Source organism: Halobium salinum (assembly GCF_026586625.1).
Lineage (GTDB): Archaea > Halobacteriota > Halobacteria > Halobacteriales > Haloferacaceae > Halobium > Halobium salinum.
In genome coordinates, this window is record NZ_JAODIW010000006.1 from 890,044 (window position 1) to 910,891 (window position 20,848).

20 protein-coding genes are annotated in these 20,848 nt (G+C 69.2%); 3 read left to right on the top strand and 17 right to left on the bottom strand.

All coding sequences use genetic code 11. The annotated features are described in order from the left end of the window. Positions 1 to 43: 43 nt before the first annotated feature. The 4 genes from N5095_RS07830 to N5095_RS07845 all read right to left on the bottom strand — a co-directional run bounded on the left by N5095_RS07830 (position 44) and on the right by N5095_RS07845 (position 1,756). Positions 44 to 625, bottom strand: coding sequence for a VIT1/CCC1 transporter family protein (locus tag N5095_RS07830; RefSeq protein ID WP_267622210.1), 582 nt, complete (start codon positions 623 to 625; stop codon positions 44 to 46). Next, positions 622 to 915 (bottom strand): DUF211 domain-containing protein, encoded by a 294-nt coding sequence (locus N5095_RS07835; protein WP_267622211.1) that lies wholly within the window; start codon positions 913 to 915, stop codon positions 622 to 624. Before N5095_RS07835 ends, N5095_RS07830 begins: the two co-directional genes overlap by 4 nt. 82 nt (positions 916 to 997) lie before the next feature. Continuing rightward, positions 998 to 1,414: a DUF7124 domain-containing protein gene (locus tag N5095_RS07840; RefSeq protein WP_267622212.1), complete on the bottom strand. Its 417-nt coding sequence runs from the start codon at positions 1,412 to 1,414 to the stop codon at positions 998 to 1,000. A gap of 117 nt (positions 1,415 to 1,531) precedes the next feature. Then, entirely contained in the window at positions 1,532 to 1,756 is a 225-nt protein-coding gene (locus N5095_RS07845; RefSeq protein ID WP_267622213.1) for a DUF7979 domain-containing protein, read from the bottom strand. A gap of 122 nt (positions 1,757 to 1,878) precedes the next feature. Here N5095_RS07845 and N5095_RS07850 point away from each other — a divergent pair, with 122 nt between their 5' ends. Further along, positions 1,879 to 2,898 (top strand): zinc-dependent alcohol dehydrogenase family protein, encoded by a 1,020-nt coding sequence (locus N5095_RS07850; protein ID WP_267622214.1) that lies wholly within the window; start codon positions 1,879 to 1,881, stop codon positions 2,896 to 2,898. Between the two features lie 50 nt (positions 2,899 to 2,948). On the opposite strand, the gene N5095_RS07855 is transcribed toward N5095_RS07850, so the two are convergent. After that, positions 2,949 to 4,187 carry an NAD(P)/FAD-dependent oxidoreductase gene (locus tag N5095_RS07855; RefSeq protein ID WP_267622215.1) on the bottom strand — a complete coding sequence of 413 codons (1,239 nt, stop codon included), beginning with the start codon at positions 4,185 to 4,187 and terminating at the stop codon, positions 2,949 to 2,951. A 260-nt stretch (positions 4,188 to 4,447) separates the two neighbouring features. Here N5095_RS07855 and N5095_RS07860 point away from each other — a divergent pair, with 260 nt between their 5' ends. Further along, a complete protein-coding gene (locus N5095_RS07860) occupies positions 4,448 to 5,038 on the top strand; it encodes a DUF6149 family protein (RefSeq protein ID WP_267622216.1) in 591 nt (196 codons plus the stop codon). 71 nt (positions 5,039 to 5,109) lie between these two features. Here the strand turns inward: N5095_RS07860 and N5095_RS07865 are convergent, their stop codons facing one another. The 11 genes from N5095_RS07865 to N5095_RS07915 form a co-directional block, all read right to left on the bottom strand. Continuing rightward, the gene (locus N5095_RS07865) at positions 5,110 to 5,385 is read right to left on the bottom strand and encodes a hypothetical protein (RefSeq protein WP_267622217.1); all 276 of its coding nucleotides are present in this window, start codon (positions 5,383 to 5,385) and stop codon (positions 5,110 to 5,112) included. A gap of 25 nt (positions 5,386 to 5,410) precedes the next feature. After that, the gene (locus tag N5095_RS07870) at positions 5,411 to 6,028 is read right to left on the bottom strand and encodes an arsinothricin resistance N-acetyltransferase ArsN1 family B (protein ID WP_267622218.1); all 618 of its coding nucleotides are present in this window, start codon (positions 6,026 to 6,028) and stop codon (positions 5,411 to 5,413) included. 313 nt (positions 6,029 to 6,341) lie between these two features. Then, positions 6,342 to 7,847, bottom strand: a complete 1,506-nt coding sequence (locus N5095_RS07875) for an MATE family efflux transporter (protein WP_267622219.1) — start codon at positions 7,845 to 7,847, stop codon at positions 6,342 to 6,344. Next, positions 7,844 to 8,476 carry a TetR/AcrR family transcriptional regulator gene (locus N5095_RS07880; RefSeq protein WP_267623019.1) on the bottom strand — a complete coding sequence of 211 codons (633 nt, stop codon included), beginning with the start codon at positions 8,474 to 8,476 and terminating at the stop codon, positions 7,844 to 7,846. The genes N5095_RS07875 and N5095_RS07880 overlap by 4 nt, the downstream gene beginning before the upstream one ends. 128 nt (positions 8,477 to 8,604) lie before the next feature. Further along, the gene (locus tag N5095_RS07885; protein WP_267622220.1) at positions 8,605 to 9,918 is read right to left on the bottom strand and encodes an NAD(P)/FAD-dependent oxidoreductase; all 1,314 of its coding nucleotides are present in this window, start codon (positions 9,916 to 9,918) and stop codon (positions 8,605 to 8,607) included. Positions 9,919 to 9,969: 51 nt separating this feature from the next. Then, on the bottom strand, positions 9,970 to 10,305 hold the full coding sequence (locus N5095_RS07890) for an amphi-Trp domain-containing protein (protein ID WP_267622221.1): 336 nt from the start codon (positions 10,303 to 10,305) through the stop codon (positions 9,970 to 9,972). A 71-nt stretch (positions 10,306 to 10,376) separates the two neighbouring features. Continuing rightward, positions 10,377 to 11,519, bottom strand: coding sequence for an ABC transporter permease (locus N5095_RS07895; protein WP_267622222.1), 1,143 nt, complete (start codon positions 11,517 to 11,519; stop codon positions 10,377 to 10,379). Beyond that, on the bottom strand, positions 11,516 to 12,310 hold the full coding sequence (locus N5095_RS07900) for an ABC transporter ATP-binding protein (RefSeq protein ID WP_267623020.1): 795 nt from the start codon (positions 12,308 to 12,310) through the stop codon (positions 11,516 to 11,518). The genes N5095_RS07895 and N5095_RS07900 overlap by 4 nt, the downstream gene beginning before the upstream one ends. 88 nt (positions 12,311 to 12,398) lie before the next feature. Then, positions 12,399 to 13,925 carry an NEW3 domain-containing protein gene (locus tag N5095_RS07905; protein WP_267622223.1) on the bottom strand — a complete coding sequence of 509 codons (1,527 nt, stop codon included), beginning with the start codon at positions 13,923 to 13,925 and terminating at the stop codon, positions 12,399 to 12,401. Beyond that, positions 13,925 to 14,554: a Yip1 family protein gene (locus N5095_RS07910; protein WP_267622224.1), complete on the bottom strand. Its 630-nt coding sequence runs from the start codon at positions 14,552 to 14,554 to the stop codon at positions 13,925 to 13,927. Before N5095_RS07910 ends, N5095_RS07905 begins: the two co-directional genes overlap by 1 nt. Before the next feature lie 504 nt (positions 14,555 to 15,058). Beyond that, complete coding sequence (locus N5095_RS07915) at positions 15,059 to 16,279, bottom strand: KaiC domain-containing protein (RefSeq protein WP_267622225.1); 1,221 nt, start codon at positions 16,277 to 16,279, stop codon at positions 15,059 to 15,061. 214 nt (positions 16,280 to 16,493) lie between these two features. Between N5095_RS07915 and N5095_RS07920 the strand changes: the two genes are divergently transcribed. Then, on the top strand, positions 16,494 to 17,315 hold the full coding sequence (locus N5095_RS07920; RefSeq protein WP_267622226.1) for an NAD(+)/NADH kinase: 822 nt from the start codon (positions 16,494 to 16,496) through the stop codon (positions 17,313 to 17,315). A gap of 196 nt (positions 17,316 to 17,511) precedes the next feature. Here N5095_RS07920 and carB read toward each other — a convergent pair whose 3' ends face one another. Beyond that, the gene (gene carB / locus N5095_RS07925; RefSeq protein ID WP_267622227.1) at positions 17,512 to 20,757 is read right to left on the bottom strand and encodes a carbamoyl-phosphate synthase large subunit; all 3,246 of its coding nucleotides are present in this window, start codon (positions 20,755 to 20,757) and stop codon (positions 17,512 to 17,514) included. Positions 20,758 to 20,848 lie beyond the last annotated feature (91 nt).

Below are 20,848 nucleotides of genomic sequence, written 5' to 3' on the forward strand. Positions count from 1 at the left end.
CGCGATTAGGGCTTTCGGAAGGAGCGAACCGGTATCGCCGGCGTCATCCCGGAAGGACGAGGTTCAGAAGCGCGACGACGACCCCAGCGAGCCCCATCCGGAGCCCGGAGACGACCCAGTTCTGCTCCGAGAGGTCGCCGAGGTAGGCCCCGAAGGTGAAGAGCAGTCCGACGCCGACGCCGACCGACGCCAGGGTGGCGGTCCGGAGGGTGACGACGCTCCCCTCGAACAACAGCGGTACGAGCGGCAGGAGGACCCCGAGTACGGGCCCCAGTCCGCTCATGACGGCGTTGATTCTGCGGGCGCCGTGCTGGCGGCGCTGTATTTCCGTGTCGTCGAGGTCGGTCAACATCGCTCGCTCGAGCCGGAGGATTTCCAGTCGCTTCTCGGCGCGCTCGATCTCCCAGACGCTCCAGACACCCGACGTACCGAGGCCGATGGCCGCGCCGACGCCGATCTTGAACACCGTCAGTCCGTCGGGGACCCCCGAGAGGTACGACCCGACGACGACGCCGACGCTCGTCAGCGTCCCGTCGAACCCGTTCGAGACGAAGTATCGGCGCGATATCGACCGGACGTCTTCGTCGGCCAGCAGTTCGCGGAGGTCGTCGAGCCGTCGGCTCACCGGCGGTCCTGGGGCGTCGGCCGTTCCTGCACGGGCCGGTCGCCGACCGTCACCTCGTCGATGGAGTGGACGGTGCCCCCGAGGTCCTCGACTGCCGCCTCCACCTCGGCCGCGTCGACCGCGTCACCCTCGACGGTGAGTTTCACGTTCTGGACCTCCCGGTCGGTCTCGATGAGCGTCGTGTTCAGTCCCTCGACGCTCGGGGACTCGGCGACGCCGTTGCTGAACTCGACGAGGTCCGGGTCGTGGGGCTTCAACAGGTCGAGAACGAGTCGTGTCACGTCCGCCATACGTCGAGAGAACGCCCACGTAGCAATAGACGTAACGGGGTGTGGAGGGGAGCGCACGGTGCCGTCGACGCTCGCGTGCGTATCAGGGCCAGTCGTCGCGGCCCTCCGACTCGAAGTGGTCCTCCTCGGGGCCGTCGTCGGCGAGGGTCCACCCGGCGGCCTCGGCGGCCTGTTCGAGCGGGAGGTACTCCCAGTCGGTCGCCTCGGCCACCTCGCGGTCCTCGTCGCTCGTGCCGACGAACACGTGACGGTCGGTGTCGAACTGGCGTTTCACGTTCTCGAGGCTCTCCTTCACGCCGCGCGGGCCGGAGAAGAAGTCCTGACGGATGCGGTTCTTCCGGGTGAAGTTCGTCACCACGTAGGTGGGCTTCTCGCTGACGACGCCCACGTACTCGGTCCACTGCCGGGCGTCGCTGAACACCGCGTCCGGCTCGGCGAGCGCCTGCAACGCGGCCAGCTCGAACGCGAGGGTCATGTCGCTACTGCCGCCGCTGTCCATACCTCACCTTCCGGCAGGCCGTGGAAAACCGTGTCGCTTCCGGGCGTCGTGCGGGCTCGGCGTGTCGCACGACTCCCGACTGCCCCACCCCGCCTCGAGCCCTCCCCGGAACCCGCCTCAGTGGGCGACCACGCGGAAGTAGTCGGTGAACACGACCACGTCGCCCGCCTCCAGCCCGTCCGGGAGCGGGCCCACGTCGGTGCCACTCGCCGCTCGGGCGACGACCCGGTCCTGTGCCGCGTCGTCGAGTTCGTCGAAGTGGACGACGCGGGCGTCTACGGGCACGTCCGCCGGCTCGACGACCGTCATGGAGCAGGCTGTCCGAGTGGTAGATTGTGACATACGGTACCAAATAGCATCTCGACTCATAAATCTTTGCTCGTCGGCGAACGGGACGCCGGTCCGGGTCGGGTGGTTTCCCGGCGGCCCCAGCGTTGATTCCGCGACAGGCCTCACTGCTGGATATGAACGGACACAGTATGGACGCCTGGGTCGTCGAGGAGTACGGTGGTCCGGACGCCTTCGAGCGGACCGAAGTCGACCGCCCGACGCCGGGACCCGAGGAGGTGCTCCTCAGGGTCCGGGCTTCCAGCGTCAACCCCGTCGACGCCAAGATTCGTCGCGGCGACCTCCCGGCGTTCGCCCCCGATTCACCGCGAATCCTCGGCTGTGACGTGGCCGGCGTTGTCGAGGCCGTCGGCGACGACGTGACGGCCTTCGAAGCCGGCGACGAGGTGTACGGGATGCCCGGCGGCGTGACGGGGTCCCAGGGTGCGCTCGCGGACTACCAGGTCGCGCACGCCGACACCCTCGCACCGGTACCGAACGGACTCTCGTTGCGCGAGGCAGCCACCCTGCCGGTCGTCGGGCTGACCGCGTGGGAACTGCTCGTCGACTCGGCGGACGTCGGGGAGGACGACTCGGTGCTCGTCTACGGCGGCACCGGCGGCGTCGGCCACGCCGCGGTGCAGGTCGCGCGCTGGTGTGGCGCCCGGAAGGTCGTCGCCACCGGCTCCAGCGCCCGGAAGCGCGAACTCGCGGTCGAACTCGGCGCCGACGCCACCGTCGACTACGGGTCGGCGTCCGTCGAGGAGTACGTCGCCGAGCACACCGACGGCGAGGGATTCGACGTCGTGGTCGACACGGTCGGCAACGACCACCTCCCCACCGCCTTCGAGGCCGTCGCGCCCTACGGTACCGTCCTCACGACGGAGACGAGTTCGTCCGGTGACGTGGACTTCGGCGCCCTGCAGGCGGACTGTCTGACCCTCGGCGTCACCCTCGCAATCCGGCCGGTCATCGAGGACGCCGACCGTTCGCACATCGGGACGCGACTGCGCCGGCTCTCGCGGCTCGTCGAGAACGGCCGGCTCGAACCCCTCGTGGACGAGCGAACGTTCGCGTTCGCCGAAGTGAGCGAGGCCCACGCACGGCTGGAGGCGGGCGAAGCGGTCGGGAAAATCTCGCTCGTCAGAGAGCGGTAGCGGCGGGACCGAACGAGGCCGTGTGAGCGGGTCCGAGCGACGTGGGCCGCCTACTGCTCGGTCGACGCCGCCAGTTCGTCGGGGTCGAACTTCTTCTGCATCAGGGTCTCCTTCTGGTCGCCGACGACGCGCTCCTCCTTCATCAGGCGCTTGTAGGCGCTCTGGGGGGCGAGGTCGCCGATGAGGACGCCGCCGACGATTTTCCCGTCCTTCAGCGCGAGGCGGCGGTACTCGGTGTCGGAGTACTTCTTCTCGACCTCGTCGTCGCCGATTGTCGGGTGGCCGAAGGAGAGGAACGGGAAGTCGAAGTGGGTGATGGAGTACGAGGAGACCCAGCGGAACTCCGCGGACTCGGGGTCGACCATGTTCTTCGCGGCGATGGAGCCCTGCTCCTTCGCACTTCCCCACGAGCCGTTCTGGGCGTACTCGCCGAGGATGGTGTCGTAGAAGCGGGTGAGGTCGCCGGCGGCGAACACGTCGTCGACGTTGGTCCGCATGTACTGGTCGACGACGACGCCGTCGTCCTCCTCGACGCCGGTGCCCTGGAGCACCTCGGTGTTGAAGTCGAGGCCGATGGCGACGCCGGCCCAGTCGCAGTCGTAGCGGTCGCCGTTGGGGTCGACCGCGGCCTCGACGCGGCCGTCGTCGTCCGTCTCGAAGTGGTCGACGCCGCTGTCGAAGACGGGTTCGACGCCCACGTCGCGCATCGCGTTGTGCATGACCTCGGCGCCCTCCTCGGACAGGGCGTAGCGCCACCAGGCCTGGCCGCGCATCAGGTACTTCGCCTCGACGCCCTGGGCGCCACAGATGGCCGCGAGGTCGATGCCGAGCAGGCCGGCGCCGACGATGACGGCGTCGTCGGCGTCTTCGGCGCTTTCCTTGATGTTCCGGGCGTCCTGGAACGTCCAGAAGTGGTGGATGCCCTCCGCGTCGGAGTTGTCGACCGGGAGCTGTGTCGGCGTCCCGCCGGTGGCGACGAGCAGCTTGTCGTACTCGATGACCGAGTCGTCGTGGGTGACGAGCTCGTGGCCGTCGGTGTCGATTTCCTTGACCAGCGTGTTGAGGCTGAGTTCGATGTCGCGCTCCTCGTACCACTCCTCGTCGTGGATGAAGATGGGCGCCTCGGGGAGTTTGCCCTTCGCGAACTCCTTGATGAGGATGCGGTTGTAGAGGGTCTCGCCCTCGTCCGTAATCACCGTGATATCGGCGTCGGGGGCCTCCTCGCGCAGCGTCTCCGCGGCGGAGCTCCCGGCGATCCCGTCACCGATGATCACAAACGAATCGGTCATGTGAACAGGATTCGGCACGGGGGTTAATGTGGATTGCTATCTCCGGAACCGGGCGTTCGACGCGGTCGCCTCCGGGCATCCCGGCGTCGTCCCCGACTTCGCTCTCAGCCGCCGGATGCTCCGACTGCACCCGCCACCGACCCCCTCCCACCGCCGCCGACCCCCTCCCACCGCCGTCGGCTCCCTCCCACCGCCGTCGACCCCGTCCCCACCCGCCGTATTCGTGTCCTTCAAGGCGACGCGACCCTAAGCACGCCCCGATGAAGATTCGCCAGAACGCGCGTCACTGGGCGACGAGGAAGGCGCTCACGACCCCGGGCATCGGGGGCGTGGTCAACGCCGGACTGGTCCGACTGCACACCAGTATCTTCCTGAAGAAGGCAGAGGAGGGTCGCGAGGAGGAGCGCAAGGACCACCTGGACGGCTTCTTCGACGCGACGATGGACACCTACGTCGCCGCCCTCGAAGCGGGGTTCGACGAGGCCGGCGCTCGCGAGATAACCCACATCCAGGCGAACTTCGACTTCTACAACCACGGTTGGACGGAGATGATGGAGTTCCCGGCCGACGAGTTGGAGGCCCACTACGACCGCTACGCCGACTTCTTCGAACGCCACGGCATCACCATCGCCGACCCGCTCGGGGAGTTCGCGCCCGCCGACGGCGTGGCGTCAGCGCCGTCGACGCCCGAGAAACTGGAGAACCCGGAACACCCCCACGCCGAAGGCGGCTTCGCCGACGACGTGTACGTCGAGGGGCCGGACGGCGAACTCCGCGTCGGCGGCGGCGAGGAGCCGGCCGACGTGGATTCGAGCGACGCGGTCGGGATGCGCGGCGAGAGCGACGACTGACGGGGAACGACCGCCGACCCCCACCTCCGACGCTCTCGACCGACGACGCTCCCGGCTGACGCCGTCTCCGACTACCGACTACCGCCGCCGACGCCGAGTTTGTCCTTGATGTCGTCGGCCATCGACTCGACGGTCTTCTTGAACTCCTCCGTGCTCCGTTCGACGTAGTGGACGCGCTCTCTGGGGATGCGTCGGATGACGTGGTTCCCCTCCGCGTCCTCGCCGGTCCGGACGACCCAGTGGTCGCGGACGTGGACGGCGTGTTCGTTCTGCACGACGCGCTCGACGACGCCCTCCTCGGGGTCGTCGTAGACGATCTTCGCCTGACCGAGGTCTCGTTCGACCATACCTCGCCTCTCTCCCCGCCGACCCCTAACTCGTGTGGCCGGTCGCGAGCAGCTCCTGAAAACGCTCCTCGCCCACCTTCACCCGCACCGTCTCGACTCCGACGGGCGGGGTCGGTTCCGCCGGTGGCTCCCTGAGTCGCTTCGCCCACCACCCCACGTCGCGCCACGCCCCTCGTTTGTAGCCGACGCTCTCGTAGACGCCGACCGGTTCGAACCCCAGCGACTCGTGGAGACCGACGCTCGTCTCGTTCGGCTGTGCGATGCCCGCGTACGCCGTGACGAACCCCTGTTCGACCAGCAACGCGAACAACGACTCGTACAGTGTCCGCCCGACGCCCGCGCCGCGTTCGTCCTCGGCGACGTACACCGACACGTCGACCGACCACCGGTACGCGTCGCGCGAGCGGTGCGGGCCGGCGTAGGCGTAGCCGACGATTCCCTCGCCGCCCTCACCGTCTCCGCCGTCCCCGTCGCGTTCGCAGACGAGCCACGGGTGTGTCGGCAACGTGTTCACGATTCGCCGGCGTATCTCCTCGACCGTCGGCGGATCGTCCTCGAAGGAAATCGCGGTGCCGGCGACGACGGGGGCGTAGATGTCGTGGACTGCGGCCGCGTCGGAGGCGGTGGCGGGTCGAACGTGCACACCGGCCAGTGCGACGGGCGGAGAGAAGGGATTTGGGGGTCGGAGTCGGCAGTCGGTGACTCGGTAGTCTATCCTACCACCGCGTCGGCGAGTTGGGCGCAGATAACCCGGCGCCCGTCGCTGCGCTCAGTCGCTCACACCACCGCGTCGGCGAGTCGGTCGGAGACGGACACCGACCCTCGCTGCGCTCAGTCGCACCTCCGCGTCGGCGAGTCGGTTGGAGACGGGCTCCGACCGTCACTGCGCTCAGTCGCACCTCCGCGACGGCGTGTCGTGGCGCGAGACCACGCGTCGCGGCCGCGGTCGCTCCGGGCTAATCATCTGCCGGCTTCACGCCTCGCGTCACGTCCACCACGCCTTCCGTCCACGTTCCGCGGAGGAACCACGCCCCGGCGACGACGAGGGTGGCGACGTTCGAGAACGCGATGGCGTACCAGACGGCCTCCGGCCCCCAGCCGAAGAACTCGACGAGGAGGAAGGCGGGCGGGATGCGGAACAGCCACAGCGAGAGGATGGAGAACGCCATCGCGGTCCGCGTCGACCCCGACCCGCGGAAGCCGCCGTTGACGACGTTGAACGCCCCCATGAACACGAACGTCGGGGCGATGATGTGGAGGTACTCGACGCCGACGGCGACGACCGCCGCCGCGTCGCCGCCAGTGATGAACACCGAGACGATGGGCTCGGCGAAGACGTAGAAGACGACGGAGACGACCGAGAGGCCCAGCGCGAGCATCCCGACGCCGTAGAACACGCCGCGCTTCGAGCGCTCGGGCTTCTCGGCGCCGAGGTTCTGTCCGACGACCGTCTCCGTCGCCTGCGACAGTCCGATGGCGGGGAGGAAGACGAGCGACGTGAGCCGCGACCCGATGCCGAAAGCGGCGACGACGGCGTCCTTCGCGGGGGCGCCGGCACCCACGTCGGAGACGCTGACGGCCGCGTAGGCGACCAGCGCCGTCATCGCGGTGACGCCAAGCGCGCGCATGCTCATCTCGACGCTCGACGGGGCGCCGATTTGGACGATGCGTTCGACGGTCTCGCGCTTCAGGAGCAGGTCGTCGAGCGTCAACTCGATGCCGACCCGCCCCGAGAAGAGCAGGAAGAAGCCGACGGCGGCGCCGATGCCCCGGGAGACGACTGTCGCCACTGCGGCGCCCTGCACCCCCATCCCGGTGAACCCCGTCGCGGCCAGGAGCGAGGACTGGAGCCCGCCGAGCCCGACGAGCGAGAAGAGGGGGTTCCCCTCGAAGCCGAGGATGAGGAAGGGGTCGAGCACGACGTTGATGACGACGCCGAGCGCCATCAGGTACATCGGCGTCTTCGTGTCCCCCCACCCGCGCAGCAGCGCCTGGAAGATGAAGAAGCCGAACATGAAGAACACGCCGAGGAAGATGGTCCGGGTGTACTCCACCGAGAGCTCGTGGACGACGGTCCCCGGCGTGGTGCCGATGAGCGGGAGGAGCGTCGGCGCGAGAAACCACCCGAGAATCGAGAACGCGACGCCGACCACGGTGACGAACGCGATGGTCTGCCCGGCGACGTGGTCGACGCGCTCGTCGTTACCGGCACCCTTGTTCTGTGCCACCAGGACGGTGCCGGCGACGGTGAACCCGCCGCCGACCGATATCATCAGGAAGACGAGCGGCCAGGAGAAGGAGAGCGCGGCGACCGCCTCCCGCCCGACGCGGCCCACCCAGAAGGTGTCCGCGAGGTTGTAGGCCACCTGCATCATCTGCGAGAGGACGATGGGCACCGCGAGTACGAGCATCGGCTTCAGGAGCTTCCCCTCGGTGAGTTCGACGTCCCGCCCGCCGCTCATTCCTCGGCCTCCGAGTCGTCGACCGGCTCGCCGCCGAAATCGGACTCGCCGTCGAACCCGGAGTCGACGCCGAGGAACTCGGCGATAGACGCCCGAACCGCCGGCGGGTCGTCGGCGTCGCCGAGCGCGACGTGTGCGTTTCGCGCACCGTCCAGGGCGGCGAGCACGAACCGAGCGGCCCGCTCGGGGTCGACCGCGCGGAACTCGCCCGTCTCGACTCCCTCGCGAATCACGTCGGCGAAGCGGTCCTGGATGGCCGCCTTGTTCCGGGCCAACTGCTGGCGGTAGGCCTCGTGACAGGGGGCCTGCGTCCGCAGTTCGAGGAGCGCACGGTGGAAGCGTCGGCGTTCCTCGTCCGTCTCGTTCGCCTCGTCGGCCCCGACCGTGGTGTCGGAGGAGAGCTTCCCGACCAGCGCCGCGAGACGTTCGGTCGGCGACTCCCCGTCCATCGCCTCCACGTCGGCCTCGAAACGCGACAACATGTGGTCGAGAAACGCCACGAGGAGTCCCTCCTTCGTGTCGTAGTGATAGTGCAGCAGCGACTTGCTCTTGCCCGCCTCCTCGGCGATGTCACGCATCGTCAGGTCGGCGTACCCCTCCGTACACACCGCACGGTAGGTCGCCGCCATGATCTCCGCGTGGACCTCGTCGGGGACGGAGTCCGTCTCGACACTCACTGACTAACTGGTCAGTCAGCGCCGGGTTAATGACTTTCGGTTCGAAGGAGATTACCCGGAAATCCGATACGTCGGTGGCGTTACCGCGTCGCGTCGATGCGGTCTGCGACCTCGTAGCCGGCGACGACCGCCCCGTTCAAACTGCGCTCGGGGTACTGGGCGCGACTCGCCATCCCCGCGTAGTAGACGCCCTCGCCGACCTCGTCGCCGAGGTCGTAGGGGACGACCATGTCGAGGTAGCCGCGTTCGTACACCGGGGCCGCGCGGGGGTTGCGCGCGACCCGGAACGCCGAGACCCACGAGCGGTCGAACCGGGGGAACATCTCGGCGACGTGGTCGAGCCACGCCTCCTCGACCTCGGCGTCGTCGGCCTGCCAGAGCCACTCCTCTTCGGACTGGACGTAGCTGGCGACGTAGAGGAGGTGTTGGCCGCCGTAGCGCTCCGGCGGCACGAAGTTCGTGTGCTCGATGAGCGCGCCGAACGGGGCGTCGTGGGCGACGTTGAGCCAGTAGGTGTCCGTCAACTGGCGGTCCATCGTCGCGACCGCGCAGACCGCGCCCTGGAAGTCGATGTCGCACTCGTAGCCGACGAGCGCCTCCAGTACGTTCGGCATCGCGGCGACGACGACCGCCTCGGTGTCGTGTGTCTCGGTTTCCGAGTCGGTGTCGACGGTCACCGACGAGACCGCGCCGTCGTCGGTGTCGACGCCGACGACGCGGGCGCCGGTCGTGACGTTCTCGCGACCGACGGCCGAGACGAGCGCGTCGACGAACGGGGCGAAGCCGCCGTCGAAGTAGCCGAGGTACTCGCCCTTCAGCGGGTGGCGCTCCCCGCGGAACTTCACGCGGCCGAGCAGCCACGCGGCGCTCACGTCGTCCTTTCGCGAGCCAAACTTCGCGTCGAGCAGCGGCTCGAAGAAGTTCTCGTACACGCCCCGTGTGGTGTGCTCGAGCAGGAACTGCTTGATTGGGACCTGTTCGTAGTCCTCCAGCGACTCGTAGGAGTCGAACTTCGGCACGCCGCCGCGGAAGTCCACTCCCTTCGTGAGCATCCCCAGCCGGAACTTGTCGTAGAGACTCATGTGGGGGTACGCGGCGATCTGTGGGAGCGTGTCGAGCGGGTGGACGACGCCGTCGACGTAGTAGGCGTTCTTCCCGATGCGCCACTGGAGGCGCTCCGCGACGCCGAGCTCCTCGGCCAGCTCGACGATGGTCTCCTCGGACTTCGAGAGGTGGTGGTAGTACTTTTCCAGGGGGTCGCCCGCGGTCTCGTAGGACGCGGCCAGCCCGCCGAGGTCGCCCCCGGCTTCGAGCACCTGCACCTCGTGGCCCCGCTGCTGGAGCCGGTAGGCGGCGGCGAGTCCGGCGACGCCGCCGCCGACGACGTGAATCATGAGAAAGACTGCGCCACCGCCCGGCAAGACGCTTGTGGATGCGGGACGGGACTACTCCCCGGCGGCCGCCCCGTCTCCGTCCGTCCCGGAACGCTCCTCGTCCGGCGCCTCGTCGGCGTCGTTCGACTCTTTCGACGTCCCCGACTTCTTCGACTTCTTCCACTTCACGTCGAGTCCGATGGCCTCCTTGCTCCCGCGGAGGATGGAGGAGCGCTCGACCACCTCGATGTCCCGCTTGACGCTGTCGGGCGGGTGCAGACGGACCGACTTGTTGCCGACCGGCACGTCGATGTCACCCTCCTTCTCGAACTCGTCGGCCAGCCGCCGCAGGTACCCTGCGAACTCTTCGCGATTCATCTTCGAGGAGTGTTCCGTCGAGTCTGCCATGTCCGGATATTGGGGAAAGCGAGTGAAAAGGGAGGTGGCCGCGGCGAGTCGGTCCGCCGCTCCCTCGCAGTTCAGCTCCGCAGCGCCTCGACCGGTTCCTCGTTGGCGGCCTTGTACGCCGGGTACAGCCCGCTGAGGACGCTGGTGACGATGGCGAACCCGAACGCGGCGACGACGTAGAGGGCGTTTCCGAGGGTCAGCGCCGCCAGCGCGTCCCCGAGGATGAGCTGACTGATGAGGAGCCCGCCACCGACGCTGAGCCCGGCGCCGACGACCCCGCCGACGACGCCCAGCAGCAGCGCCTCCGAGAGCATGATCTTCAGCACGTCGCGCTTCTGGTAGCCGACGGCGCGGAGGACGCCGATCTCCTCGCGGCGCTCGATGGCGCTCATCAGCATCACGTTGAGGATGCTCACCCCAGCGACGAGCAGGGAGATGGAGCCGATGCCGACGAGAAAGAGGTTCACCGCCTGGAACGCCGAGCCGATCTGCTCCACGATGTCGCCGAGTTCGAAGATGCTCACGCGCTCCTCGCGGTCGTTCAGCGCCGCGCGGATGGCGACGGCCGTCGCGTTCGCCTCCTCGCCGCTGTCGGCGCCGACGACGACCTGCGAGTACCCCTCCCCCGGGACGGCGCGGATGGGGAGCACCACGCCCGAGTCGGGGTTCACCGTCGAGAACCCCTGCTGGGCCGCCAGCACGGCCTGCACGCGGTAAGTACGGTTGCCGACGGTCAGCGAACTCCCCGGCCGGACGCCGAGTTCGTCCGCGAGCGACGCGCCGACGAGGACGCCGCTTCGGAACCCGTCGGGGATGCGTCCCTCGGCGGCGGCGTAACTGTCCCCGGGGTTGTCCATCCCGTAGGCCGCGACCCGGCTCGACTCCCCGCGGTAGCGCACCTGCACCGCGCCCTGTCTGATCGGGACGACCGAGGCGTCGCCGGCGACGCGACGAATTTCGCGCACGTCGGCCTCAGTGAGCGACTCCACGCCCTCCTCGGTCGCCGGCGAGACGACGAGTTCGTTACCGATGCCGCCGAGCGACCCCGTCACGGACTGCTGGAGCGTCGCCCCGAACAGCCCAAGCGACGCGATGGCGAGCACGCCGATGACGATGCCCAGCATGGCCAGCGCGCTCCGGGCCTTCGTCCGCGTGAGGTTCCGCCGGGCGATGAGCAGCGTCGGGAACTGCCGGTAGAGGCGGTCCGGAATCATGGGTCGGAGCCGTCGGTGTCCCCCTTTCGTTGGCCCGGGCCCAGGTCGGCGGACGCCGACTCGGCCGCGGGCGACGCGCCGCCCGGCCGTTCGAGCGTCCCCTCGCGCATCTTTCGGTCCACCTCGCGAAACGGCCCCTCGAACAGCTCGCCGTCGACCAGCGTCACGTCGCGGTCGGTGTACTCGGTGACGACGTTGTCGTGGGTGACGGCGACGACGGCGACCCCCTCGCCGCAGACCTCTCGGAACTGCTCGAGCACCGTCCGACCCGTCGCGCGGTCGAGGTTCCCGGTCGGCTCGTCGGCGAGTACGACCCGCGGCTCGTTGACGAGCGCCCGGGCGATGGCGACACGCTGTTTCTGCCCGCCGGAGAGCTGGTCGGGTCGGTGGTCGAGGCGGTCGCCGAGACCCACCCGTTGCAGGAGGTCACGGGCGCGCGCCCTCGTCTCGGGGTCGCGGTCCAGCAGCCGCGGCACCTCGACGTTCTCGACGGCCGTGAGCGTCGAGATGAGGTAGAAGTTCTGGAAGACGAACCCGATGGTCCGCTTTCTCGCGTCCGTGCGCTCGCGGTCCGAGAACGTCGTCACGTCGGTGCCGTCGAGCGTGACGACACCCTCCGTCGGCGTGTCGAGCAGGCCGAGGAGGTTGAGCAGGGTGGACTTCCCGCTCCCGCTCGGCCCCATCACGGAGAGGAACTCTCCCGGCTCGATGGCGAGGTCTATCCCCTTCAGCGCCGTCAGCGTCTCCCCGCCGGTTTGATAGCGCTTGACGACGCCGTCGGCCTCCAACACGGTGCGGTCGGGGACGGACCTCGCGGTCGACGGGTCCGATTCCGTCGCTGACGGGTCCGACCCCGCCGCGGAGCCGTCCCCGTCGCCCTCAGGCGTCGTCACGGCGGTTCCTCCAGGCGACGGCCACGAAGCCGGCGACGACGAGCAGGACGACGAGTCCGCCGACGACCGGCAGGACGAGGCCGCCGAGGCCGCCGCCGCTCTCGTCGTCCCCGGGTCCGCCGCCCGCCCCTGCGCCGTCGCTTCCACCGCTCCCCTCACTACTCCCGCCGACGCTGGGCTCGACGGGCACCTCGACGGTCTGTGTCCGCCGAATTCCGTCCGAGAGGTACGTCACTTCGAGCGGGACGCGACTCACGTTCCCGGCGACCTGCGCGCTCACGTCGAATGAGACGAAGTCGCTCGGGGGGACGGTGCCGACGAAGTACTCCCGGTTCGGCGGCGACGGCTCGACGCCGTCGGTCGGGAGGATGCGGACGATGACGCTGTCGACGGCGGCGAGCCCGACGTTGCTCGCGCTCCCGCTGATGCGGAGGTAGTCGCCCTCGTCGGCGCTGTCGAGCCCCGTCAGTTCGATTCGGCCGGGGTTCGCCCTGACGACGACCGACTCCCCGCTCGTCCGGTTCGTCCGGCCGTCCACCTCGTAGACGCCGCGCAGGTCGACCGTCGCCGTCCCGTCCAGGTCGCTCACCGGCAGCCTCACGGTCCGGCTCACACCCGGCGGCAGGTCACCGACGACCGCCTGGCCGACGCTGGCGTTCGACGCCCGCCCGCGGACGAGGAGGCCGGAGACGGGGACGTTTCCGGTGTTGGCGGCGGTCACCCGGAGCTGTTGGCCGCCGACCGTCCGGTTCGTCGAGACGGTCGCGTTGAGCGTCACCTGCTCGCGTCGGGGCCGCACGTCGACCGTCGTCGTCCGGGTGACCGTCCGTCGCGGCCCGCCGGCGAGGCGGTAGCGGAGCCGGGCGCTCACTTCACCGGCGGCGGCCGCGGGCGGCGTGGCGTTGAACGTGAACTGGCGGGTCTCACCGGCCGGAAGCGTCGAGAGGACGCGCTTCCGCGGCTCCTCGGTGACGGGGCCGGAGAGCGTCAACGCGAGGTTGGTCAGGTCGCGGTCGAGCCCGTTCGCGACCGTCACCGTCGCGGTCGTCTCGGTGCCGGCGGTCGCCGGTCCCACGTCGACGCCGACCTGCGGCCGTTCGTCGGCGACCCTGACCGTCACCGGGTAGCGGACGAGCACGCCGTCGCCGTCGTCGTCGTCGCCGTAGACGACGACTTCGAGCCGTCTCGTGGCCTCCTCGTCGAACGAGACCGTGAGCGGGACGGGGATGCTCGCACCCGGCGAGAGCGTACCGAGGTTCCGGATGCGGTCGAACTCCTCGAAGTCGCCACCTCGCGTGCGGAGGGCGACGGCGTCGACTTCGACCGGCTCCGCGCTCCCGGCGAGACTCTGCACCGTCGCTTCGATACGAACGGTCTCCCCGGGGACGGCCGTCCCGGGCGTGACCGAGACGTTCGAGACGGTGACGTTCGCGTCGGCGGCGCCCGCCGGGAGCGTCCCGACGACCCCCCCGACGAGGCAGGCGACCGCGACGAGGAGTGCGAGTCGCCGCATCAGAGACCTCCGACGATGCCCCAGACTCGGAGCAGGAGGCCGAACACCGTCGGGACGGCGACCGTGATGGCCGCCGCGCGGAGGTCGAGACGCTGGGCGTGGCGTACGGCGAACGTCCAGAGGAACGCGCTCCAGAGGAGGAAGACGATGCCGAGCAGGCCCGCCACGAGAAACGCGGGGTCGGACTGGAGTCGACGGGTGAACGCGGCTATCTGCTGTGGGTCCTGCGGGAACTCGACCCCGCCGAACACGGAGAAGTTCACCACGGCCGAGACGACGGCCTCGAAGAGCGCCGGGACGAACCCCCAGCCGACCAGCGCGAGGGTCTCGCCGAAGCCGCCGTCACCGTCGAAGGCGACCTTGGCGACGCCGTAGAAGACCGCCGCGTAGACCACCCACCTGAGGAACGTCGCGACGACGCCGGCCGCCGCCGACACCACCTGGATAATCGTCACGAAGGCGCCCGCCGACTCGGGTACGGCACTCAACGTCCCGCGGATGACCGGAATCCCACCGACGACCGAGACGACCGCCACCGCGAGCACCACCAGCGCGGGTCGGAGGTAGCCCGGATTCGCCGCTCGCCGCTCGAAGAACTCGTCCGGATTCGTGAGGAGACCGAGGACCATGTGATACCGGGTGATGGACCGTACGCGGCTTGAAACCACGGGATGGAATCGTTCTATCGAAGTATTGATAAAAGAAGCGCGGAGCGGCGGGCGGCGCTGTCAGAGGGGTTCGGGCGGAGCGTCGGCGGGGTTCGACGGGCGACGAGGCGGGTGGTGCTGTCGCGGTAGCGGTGGCGGTGCTGTCGGGGCGGCAGTGGCGGTGCTGTCGCGGTAGCGGTGGCGGTGCTGTCGGGGCGGCAGTGGCGGTGCTGTCGCGGTAGCGGTGGCGGTGCTGTCGGGGCGGCAGTGGCGGTGCTGTCGCGGTAGCGGTGGCGGTGCCCTGGGGTCGTTCTGTTCTCCCCGCGAGCGACCGCAGGGAGCGAGCGGCCTTTTTTGTCGCCAGAAACCTTCGGTTTCTGGCTGGATAGCCAGAACGCGGCGCGTTCTGGCGATGGTCGAGCTTTTTTGCCCGAGCGGTGGGCNNGGTGGCCGCGAAGCGGCCACCCGAGGGCGAAAAAAGGTCGATTAGAAGATATTCGCCTGCCGATGCACCGAGATGCCGTCGTCGGTGATATCGTAGGGCTTCGTCTCGCGAGAGTGGTTCGCGTCGCGAATCTTCTGAATCTCGACGGCGAGGCGGGTCTCGCGGAAGTTCGACGGCCGGACGTACTGGAGGACGAACACGGCGTCGGTGAGGTACTCGACGATTCCGAAGCGGGAGGCGTACGGCGTGTCCTCGCTGGCTTCGGAGGTGAGCATCGTCGTCACGCCGATGCGCTTGAGCGAGCGGGCGAACTCGAACACCTCGCTCCGACGTTTGGAGGGGTGGTCGTACATCATCTCGAGCAGGGAGACGGAGTCGAGGACGACGCGGTCGGCGCCGAACGCCTCGACGAGGCGGGGCAGGTCGTTGCGGATGGACTCGAGGGAGTTCGCCATCTCGACGGGGTCCATGGCGACGACGGCGAGGCGGTCCTCCTCGGCGTACGAGCGGAACGGCCACCCCTTCTCCTCGGCGGTCGACAATACCGCCTCGCGGCTCTCCTCCAGCGTGATGTAGACGGCGCTGTCGCCCTCGCGGAGCGCCTCGTGAAGGAACTGGAGCCCGAAGGTGGTCTTTCCGGTCCCGGCCGAGCCGATGACGGCGATGAGCGAGCGCTCGGGGACGCCCCCGAGCACCATCTCGTCGAGTCCGTCGATGCCGAGCGCGATGCGTGGGATGGTCGACTCGAACTCCTCCTCGTCGGTCGCGTCGAACCCCGACCCGGATTGCTGACCGAACTCCCCGAAACCGGGGGCGCCCCCGGCGTGGCCCTGCGGCGACCCCATGCCGAACCCGGCATCTGCGGGGCCGGTATCGTCGAAGCCGGCGTCGGCGTCGGCACCACTGGGGCCACCCAGCGACGGCGCGTTCTGAAACGCGGTCGCGAAGTCCTCCCCGAACGGGTCCGCGCTCGAGTCGCCCGTGTCGTGGCCCGAAGCGCCGGACGGGCCGGGGTCCGGGTTGGGGTCGACGCCCGACTCGGCGTCGAAGCCGGACGATTCGGCGTCGAAGCCGAAGGTCGACCCGTCGGCGGCGTCGGTCTGCTCGGCGTCGACCTCGCCGGTCGCTGGCGCCTCGTCACCGGATTCGACTCCCGAGTCACCGGATTCGACCCTCTGCTCGCCGGCGTCGGAGCCCTCCTCGACCGCCGGCTCCCGAATCGCCCGTTCGAACCAGTCGTCGCCGTCTTCGCCCTCACTCACGGCCGGTCACGCTCCTCGTGGACCGCCTCCCGGTCGGCGGTGTCGGACTCCGCTCGAACCGGTCGTTCCGGCGGGTCGGCGTCGAATCGAGCGGGCCGGGTGCCGGGGCCACGGACATGGGCGGACCGTATGTCTCGGGCATCATGAATGTTGCCTTGCGGTGAACGACGGCGAGGACGGTGTGCTTTTGGAGAGCGGGCGAGAACCGCGGGCTATGAACGTGGGAATCGTCGCCCAGAAGGGGAACGAGCGGGCGGCGCGCCTGGCTGACGACATCCGCGACCGGCTGGCGGAGACGGGGGTGTCGACCCGTCTCGACGAGGCGGCCGCGACGCTGCTCGGCGAGACGGGCACCCCGGTTTCGGAGTTCGGCACCTGCGACCTCGTCGTCTCCATCGGCGGTGACGGCACCTTCCTCCTCGCGGCCCGCGGTGCCGGCGACGCCCCGATGCTCGGCGTCAACCTCGGCGAGGTGGGCTTTCTCAACGCCGTCTCCCCGGAGGAGGCCGTCGACACCGTACACTCGGTCGTCGACGCCGGCCGGAAGCGCGGCATCGCCACGCGCGACATCGCCCGCATCGCCGCCGAGGGCGACGGCTGGCGCGGCGACGCGGCGATGAACGAGGTGGTCGTCCAGGGCCCCCGGCGCGGGCGGGGCGGCGGCATCGACGTGGAGGTACTGGTCGACGGCTCGCAGTACTCCGTGGGCCACGTCGACGGCGTGCTGGTCGCGACGCCGACGGGGTCGACCGCCTACAACCTCAGCGAGGACGGCCCGCTCGTCCATCCGGCGGTCGACTCCCTCGTCGTCAACGAGATGTGCGCCGGAGACGGGATGCCGCCGCTCGTCGCCGCACCCGATGCGACGGTGACGGTCCGCATCACCGGCGGTGACGAGGCCGTCGTCGTCAGCGACGGCCGGAGCAAGCAAGTCGTCGAGCCCCCGACGGAGGTGCAAATCGGTCGCACGGAGCCGCCCGTGCGGCTCGCCGGCCCGGCCTCCGACTTCTTCCGCGCGCTCGACAAGCTTGATTGAGCGTGATTGAGCGTGACCGAGCGCGAGAACGCACAGGTCGGCCCGCCGGCGGTACAAGTGTTCGTGGGGTGACCAGGTCACCGGACCCCACCGGCGGACTCGTCCTGTAAGCGAGGGTACGACCGACGAGGAGATAACCGTAGCGAGCGCCGTCGACGGCGGGGTCCTGTCGCCGTGACGGGGGAACCGGGACCGCCTACTTCCCCCACTCGGCGACCCGGCGCGGGCGGTCGGAGACGGCCTCCACGTCGATGTCCTCGTCCTTGGCGCGCAGGGCCTCGACCGCGGCGCTCGCGCTCGCCTCGGTGGAGAAGTAGGTCACCTCCTCCTCGACGCAAGCCTCCAGCGCGGTGCGGTTCCGGGAGACGACGAGGTCGACCTCGCCGCGGCGAATTGCGTCGCGGAACGCCTCGTCGTCGTCGAAGGAGACGAGGTCGAAGAACTCGCCGAAGCCGTCGCGGAGTTCCGCCCCTGCCTCGGTGTCGGCGTCGGGGAACTCGGAATCCGAGAGGTCGACGACGGCCGTCCCCAACTCGGGAACCGGCTTGCCGGTCGCGGACTGGGCCTTGTCGTAGGCCTTCCCGAAGGAGGCCGCGGTGCCCATCACCTCACCGGTGGATTTCATCTCGGGGCCGAGGCGCGGGTCGGAGCCGGGGAGGCGGTCGAACGGCAGGACGACCTCCTTGACGCTCACCTTCTCGGGGATGGTCTCCTCGGCGTCGAGTTCGTCGAGGGAGGCGCCGGCCATCACCTTCGCGGCGAGTTTGGCGATGGGGACGCCCGTCGCCTTCGAGACGTATGGGACCGTCCGCGAGGAGCGCGGGTTGGCTTCGAGCACGTACACGTCTCCGTCCTTCACCGCGAGCTGGACGTTCAGCAGACCCACGGTGTCGAGCGCGTCGGCGATGTCCTCGACGACCTCGCGAACCCGGGAGAGGGTCTCCTCGGAGAGCGAACGCGGCGGAATCATGCAGGCGGAGTCGCCGGAGTGGACCCCGGCGGCCTCGACGTGTTCCATGATGCCGCCGACGAGGACGTTCCCCTCGTCGTCGGCGACGGCGTCGACGTCGAGTTCCACGCCGTCGGCGACGAACTGGTCGACGAGGATGGGTTTGTCCGGGGAGACGCGGACGGCCTCCTCGATGTACTCCTTGAGTTCCTCGTCGCTGTGCACCACGTCCATCGCGCGCCCGCCGAGCACGTACGAGGGGCGCACGAGCACCGGGTAGCCGAGGTCGTGGGCGAGGTCCAGCGCCTCGGCCTCGCTCGTCGCGGAGCCACCTTCCGGCTGGAGGATGCCCTTCTCGTCCATCAGACGGTTGAACCGGTCGCGGTCCTCGGCGAGGTCCATCGCCTCGACCGACGTCCCCAGAATCCGGCAGTCGAGGCCGCGGCGGGCGAGTTCGTCCTCCAGCGGGTCGCCCACGTCGACGGAGGTCTGACCGCCGAACTGCACCATCACGCCGTCGGCGCCGGTCGCCTCGACCACGTCGGCGACCTCCTCGGCCGTAATCGGCTCGAAGAACAGCCCGTCGGAGGTGTCGTAATCCGTCGACACCGTCTCGGGGTTGTTGTTGACGACGTGGGCGTCGATGCCCATCTCGCGGAGGGCGCGGACGGCGTGGACGGCGCAGTAGTCGAACTCCACGCCCTGCCCGATGCGGATGGGGCCGCCGCCGACGACCACGACGCTCTCCACGTCGCGGTCGACCCGCACCTCCTCCAGCGGGTCGCCGTTGAGGTACTCCGGCTGGCGCGCCGAGTAGTAGTACGGCGTCGACGCGCGGAACTCGCCGGCGCAGGTGTCGACCTGCTTGAACGCGCGGTCCGGCACCTGCATCTCGACTTCTTCGATACCGGCACCGGCGGCCGCGGCGACCTCGGCGTTCGTCATCCCGGCGCTGGCGGCCGGCTGGAAGTTCCCCGCCGCGGCGGCCTCGGTGGCCTCGACGACGCGGGCGTAGCGCTCGACGTACCACGTCTTGATGCCCGTCAGTTCGACCACGTCCTCGACGCTGTAGCCGCGCTCGAACGCCTCGAACATGGCGTACGGACGGTCCGGCGTCGGCGACTCCAGGTAGTCGGCTTCGAGTTCCTCGTCGCTCACGTCGACCCAGTCGACGCTCGGTTCGTACTCCGAGGAGCGCAGGGCCTTCAGCAGGGACTCCTCGAAGGTGCGCCCGATGGACATCGCCTCGCCCGTGGACTTCATCGCGGTGCCGAGTTCGAAGTCCACGTCGTCGAACTTGTCCTTGGGCCAGCGCGGCACCTTCGTGACGACGTAGTCGATTGCCGGCTCGAACGCCGCCGTCGTCTCGCCCGTTATCTCGTTCTCTATCTCGTGGAGGCGCTTGCCGAGTGCGACCTTCGCGGTGACGCGGGCGATGGGGTACCCCGTCGCCTTCGAGGCGAGTGCGGAGGAGCGCGAGACGCGCGGGTTCACCTCGACCACCCTGTACTCGCCGCCCGGCGTGCCGTCGTCGTGCCACGCGAACTGGATGTTACAGCCGCCCTGAATCCCGAGTTCGCGAATCACGTCGAGCGCGGCGGTGCGCATCTCCTGGTGGCCGTCGTCGGGGATGACCTGCGAGGGCGTCACCACCACGGACTCGCCCGTGTGGATACCCATCGGGTCGAGGTTCTCCATGTTGCAGATGATGATGCAGGAGTCGTCGGCGTCGCGCATCACCTCGTACTCCAACTCGACCCAGCCGGCGATGGACTCGGTGATGAGCACCTCGTCGTTGCGCGAGAGGCGAAGCCCCTTGCGGACGCGTTCGAGCAACTCGTCCATCTCCTCGACGACGCCGGAACCGGAGCCGCCGAGGGTGTAGGTCGTCCGGGCGATGACTGGGAGGCCGCCAACTTCCTCGACGGCGGCCTCGACGCGCTCTTTCAGGTCGGCCTCGGTGAGCGTCTGGACCGACTCGCCCTCGTCCAGCGAGATGGTCGTCGAGGCGGGGACGGGCTGGCCGATGTCCTCCATGCGCTGGCGGAAGAGGTCGCGGTCCTCGGTGGCGTAGATGGTGTCGAGCGGCGTGCCCATTATCTCCACGTCGTACTCCTCTAAGATGCCCTCCTCGGCGAGTTCGGCGGTGACGTTCAGGCCGGTCTGCCCCCCGAGACCGGCGATGACGCCGTCTGGCTCCTCCTTGCGGATGATTTCGGAGATGGCCTCGGTGTTTATCGGCTCGATGTACACCCGGTCCGCCATCTCGGGGTCGGTCATGATGGTCGCCGGGTTGGAGTTGACGAGGACGACTCGGGCGCCCTCCTCCTGCAGGGCGCGACACGCCTGCGCGCCGGAGTAGTCGAACTCGGCGGCCTGTCCGATCTGGATGGGTCCACTGCCGATGAGCAGGATGGTCCGGTCCTCGGACGCCGTGCCGGGGTGTTGGCTCGGGTCGTCCGAAACGACGGTGTCGGTGTCCTCGTCGCTCATTATCGACACCGAATCCGCGAATCGTAATAAGCCCGGCGAATCGATACGAGATGCGAAATAGCGTTACGAATTTCGCAAAGGATGTCGTGAA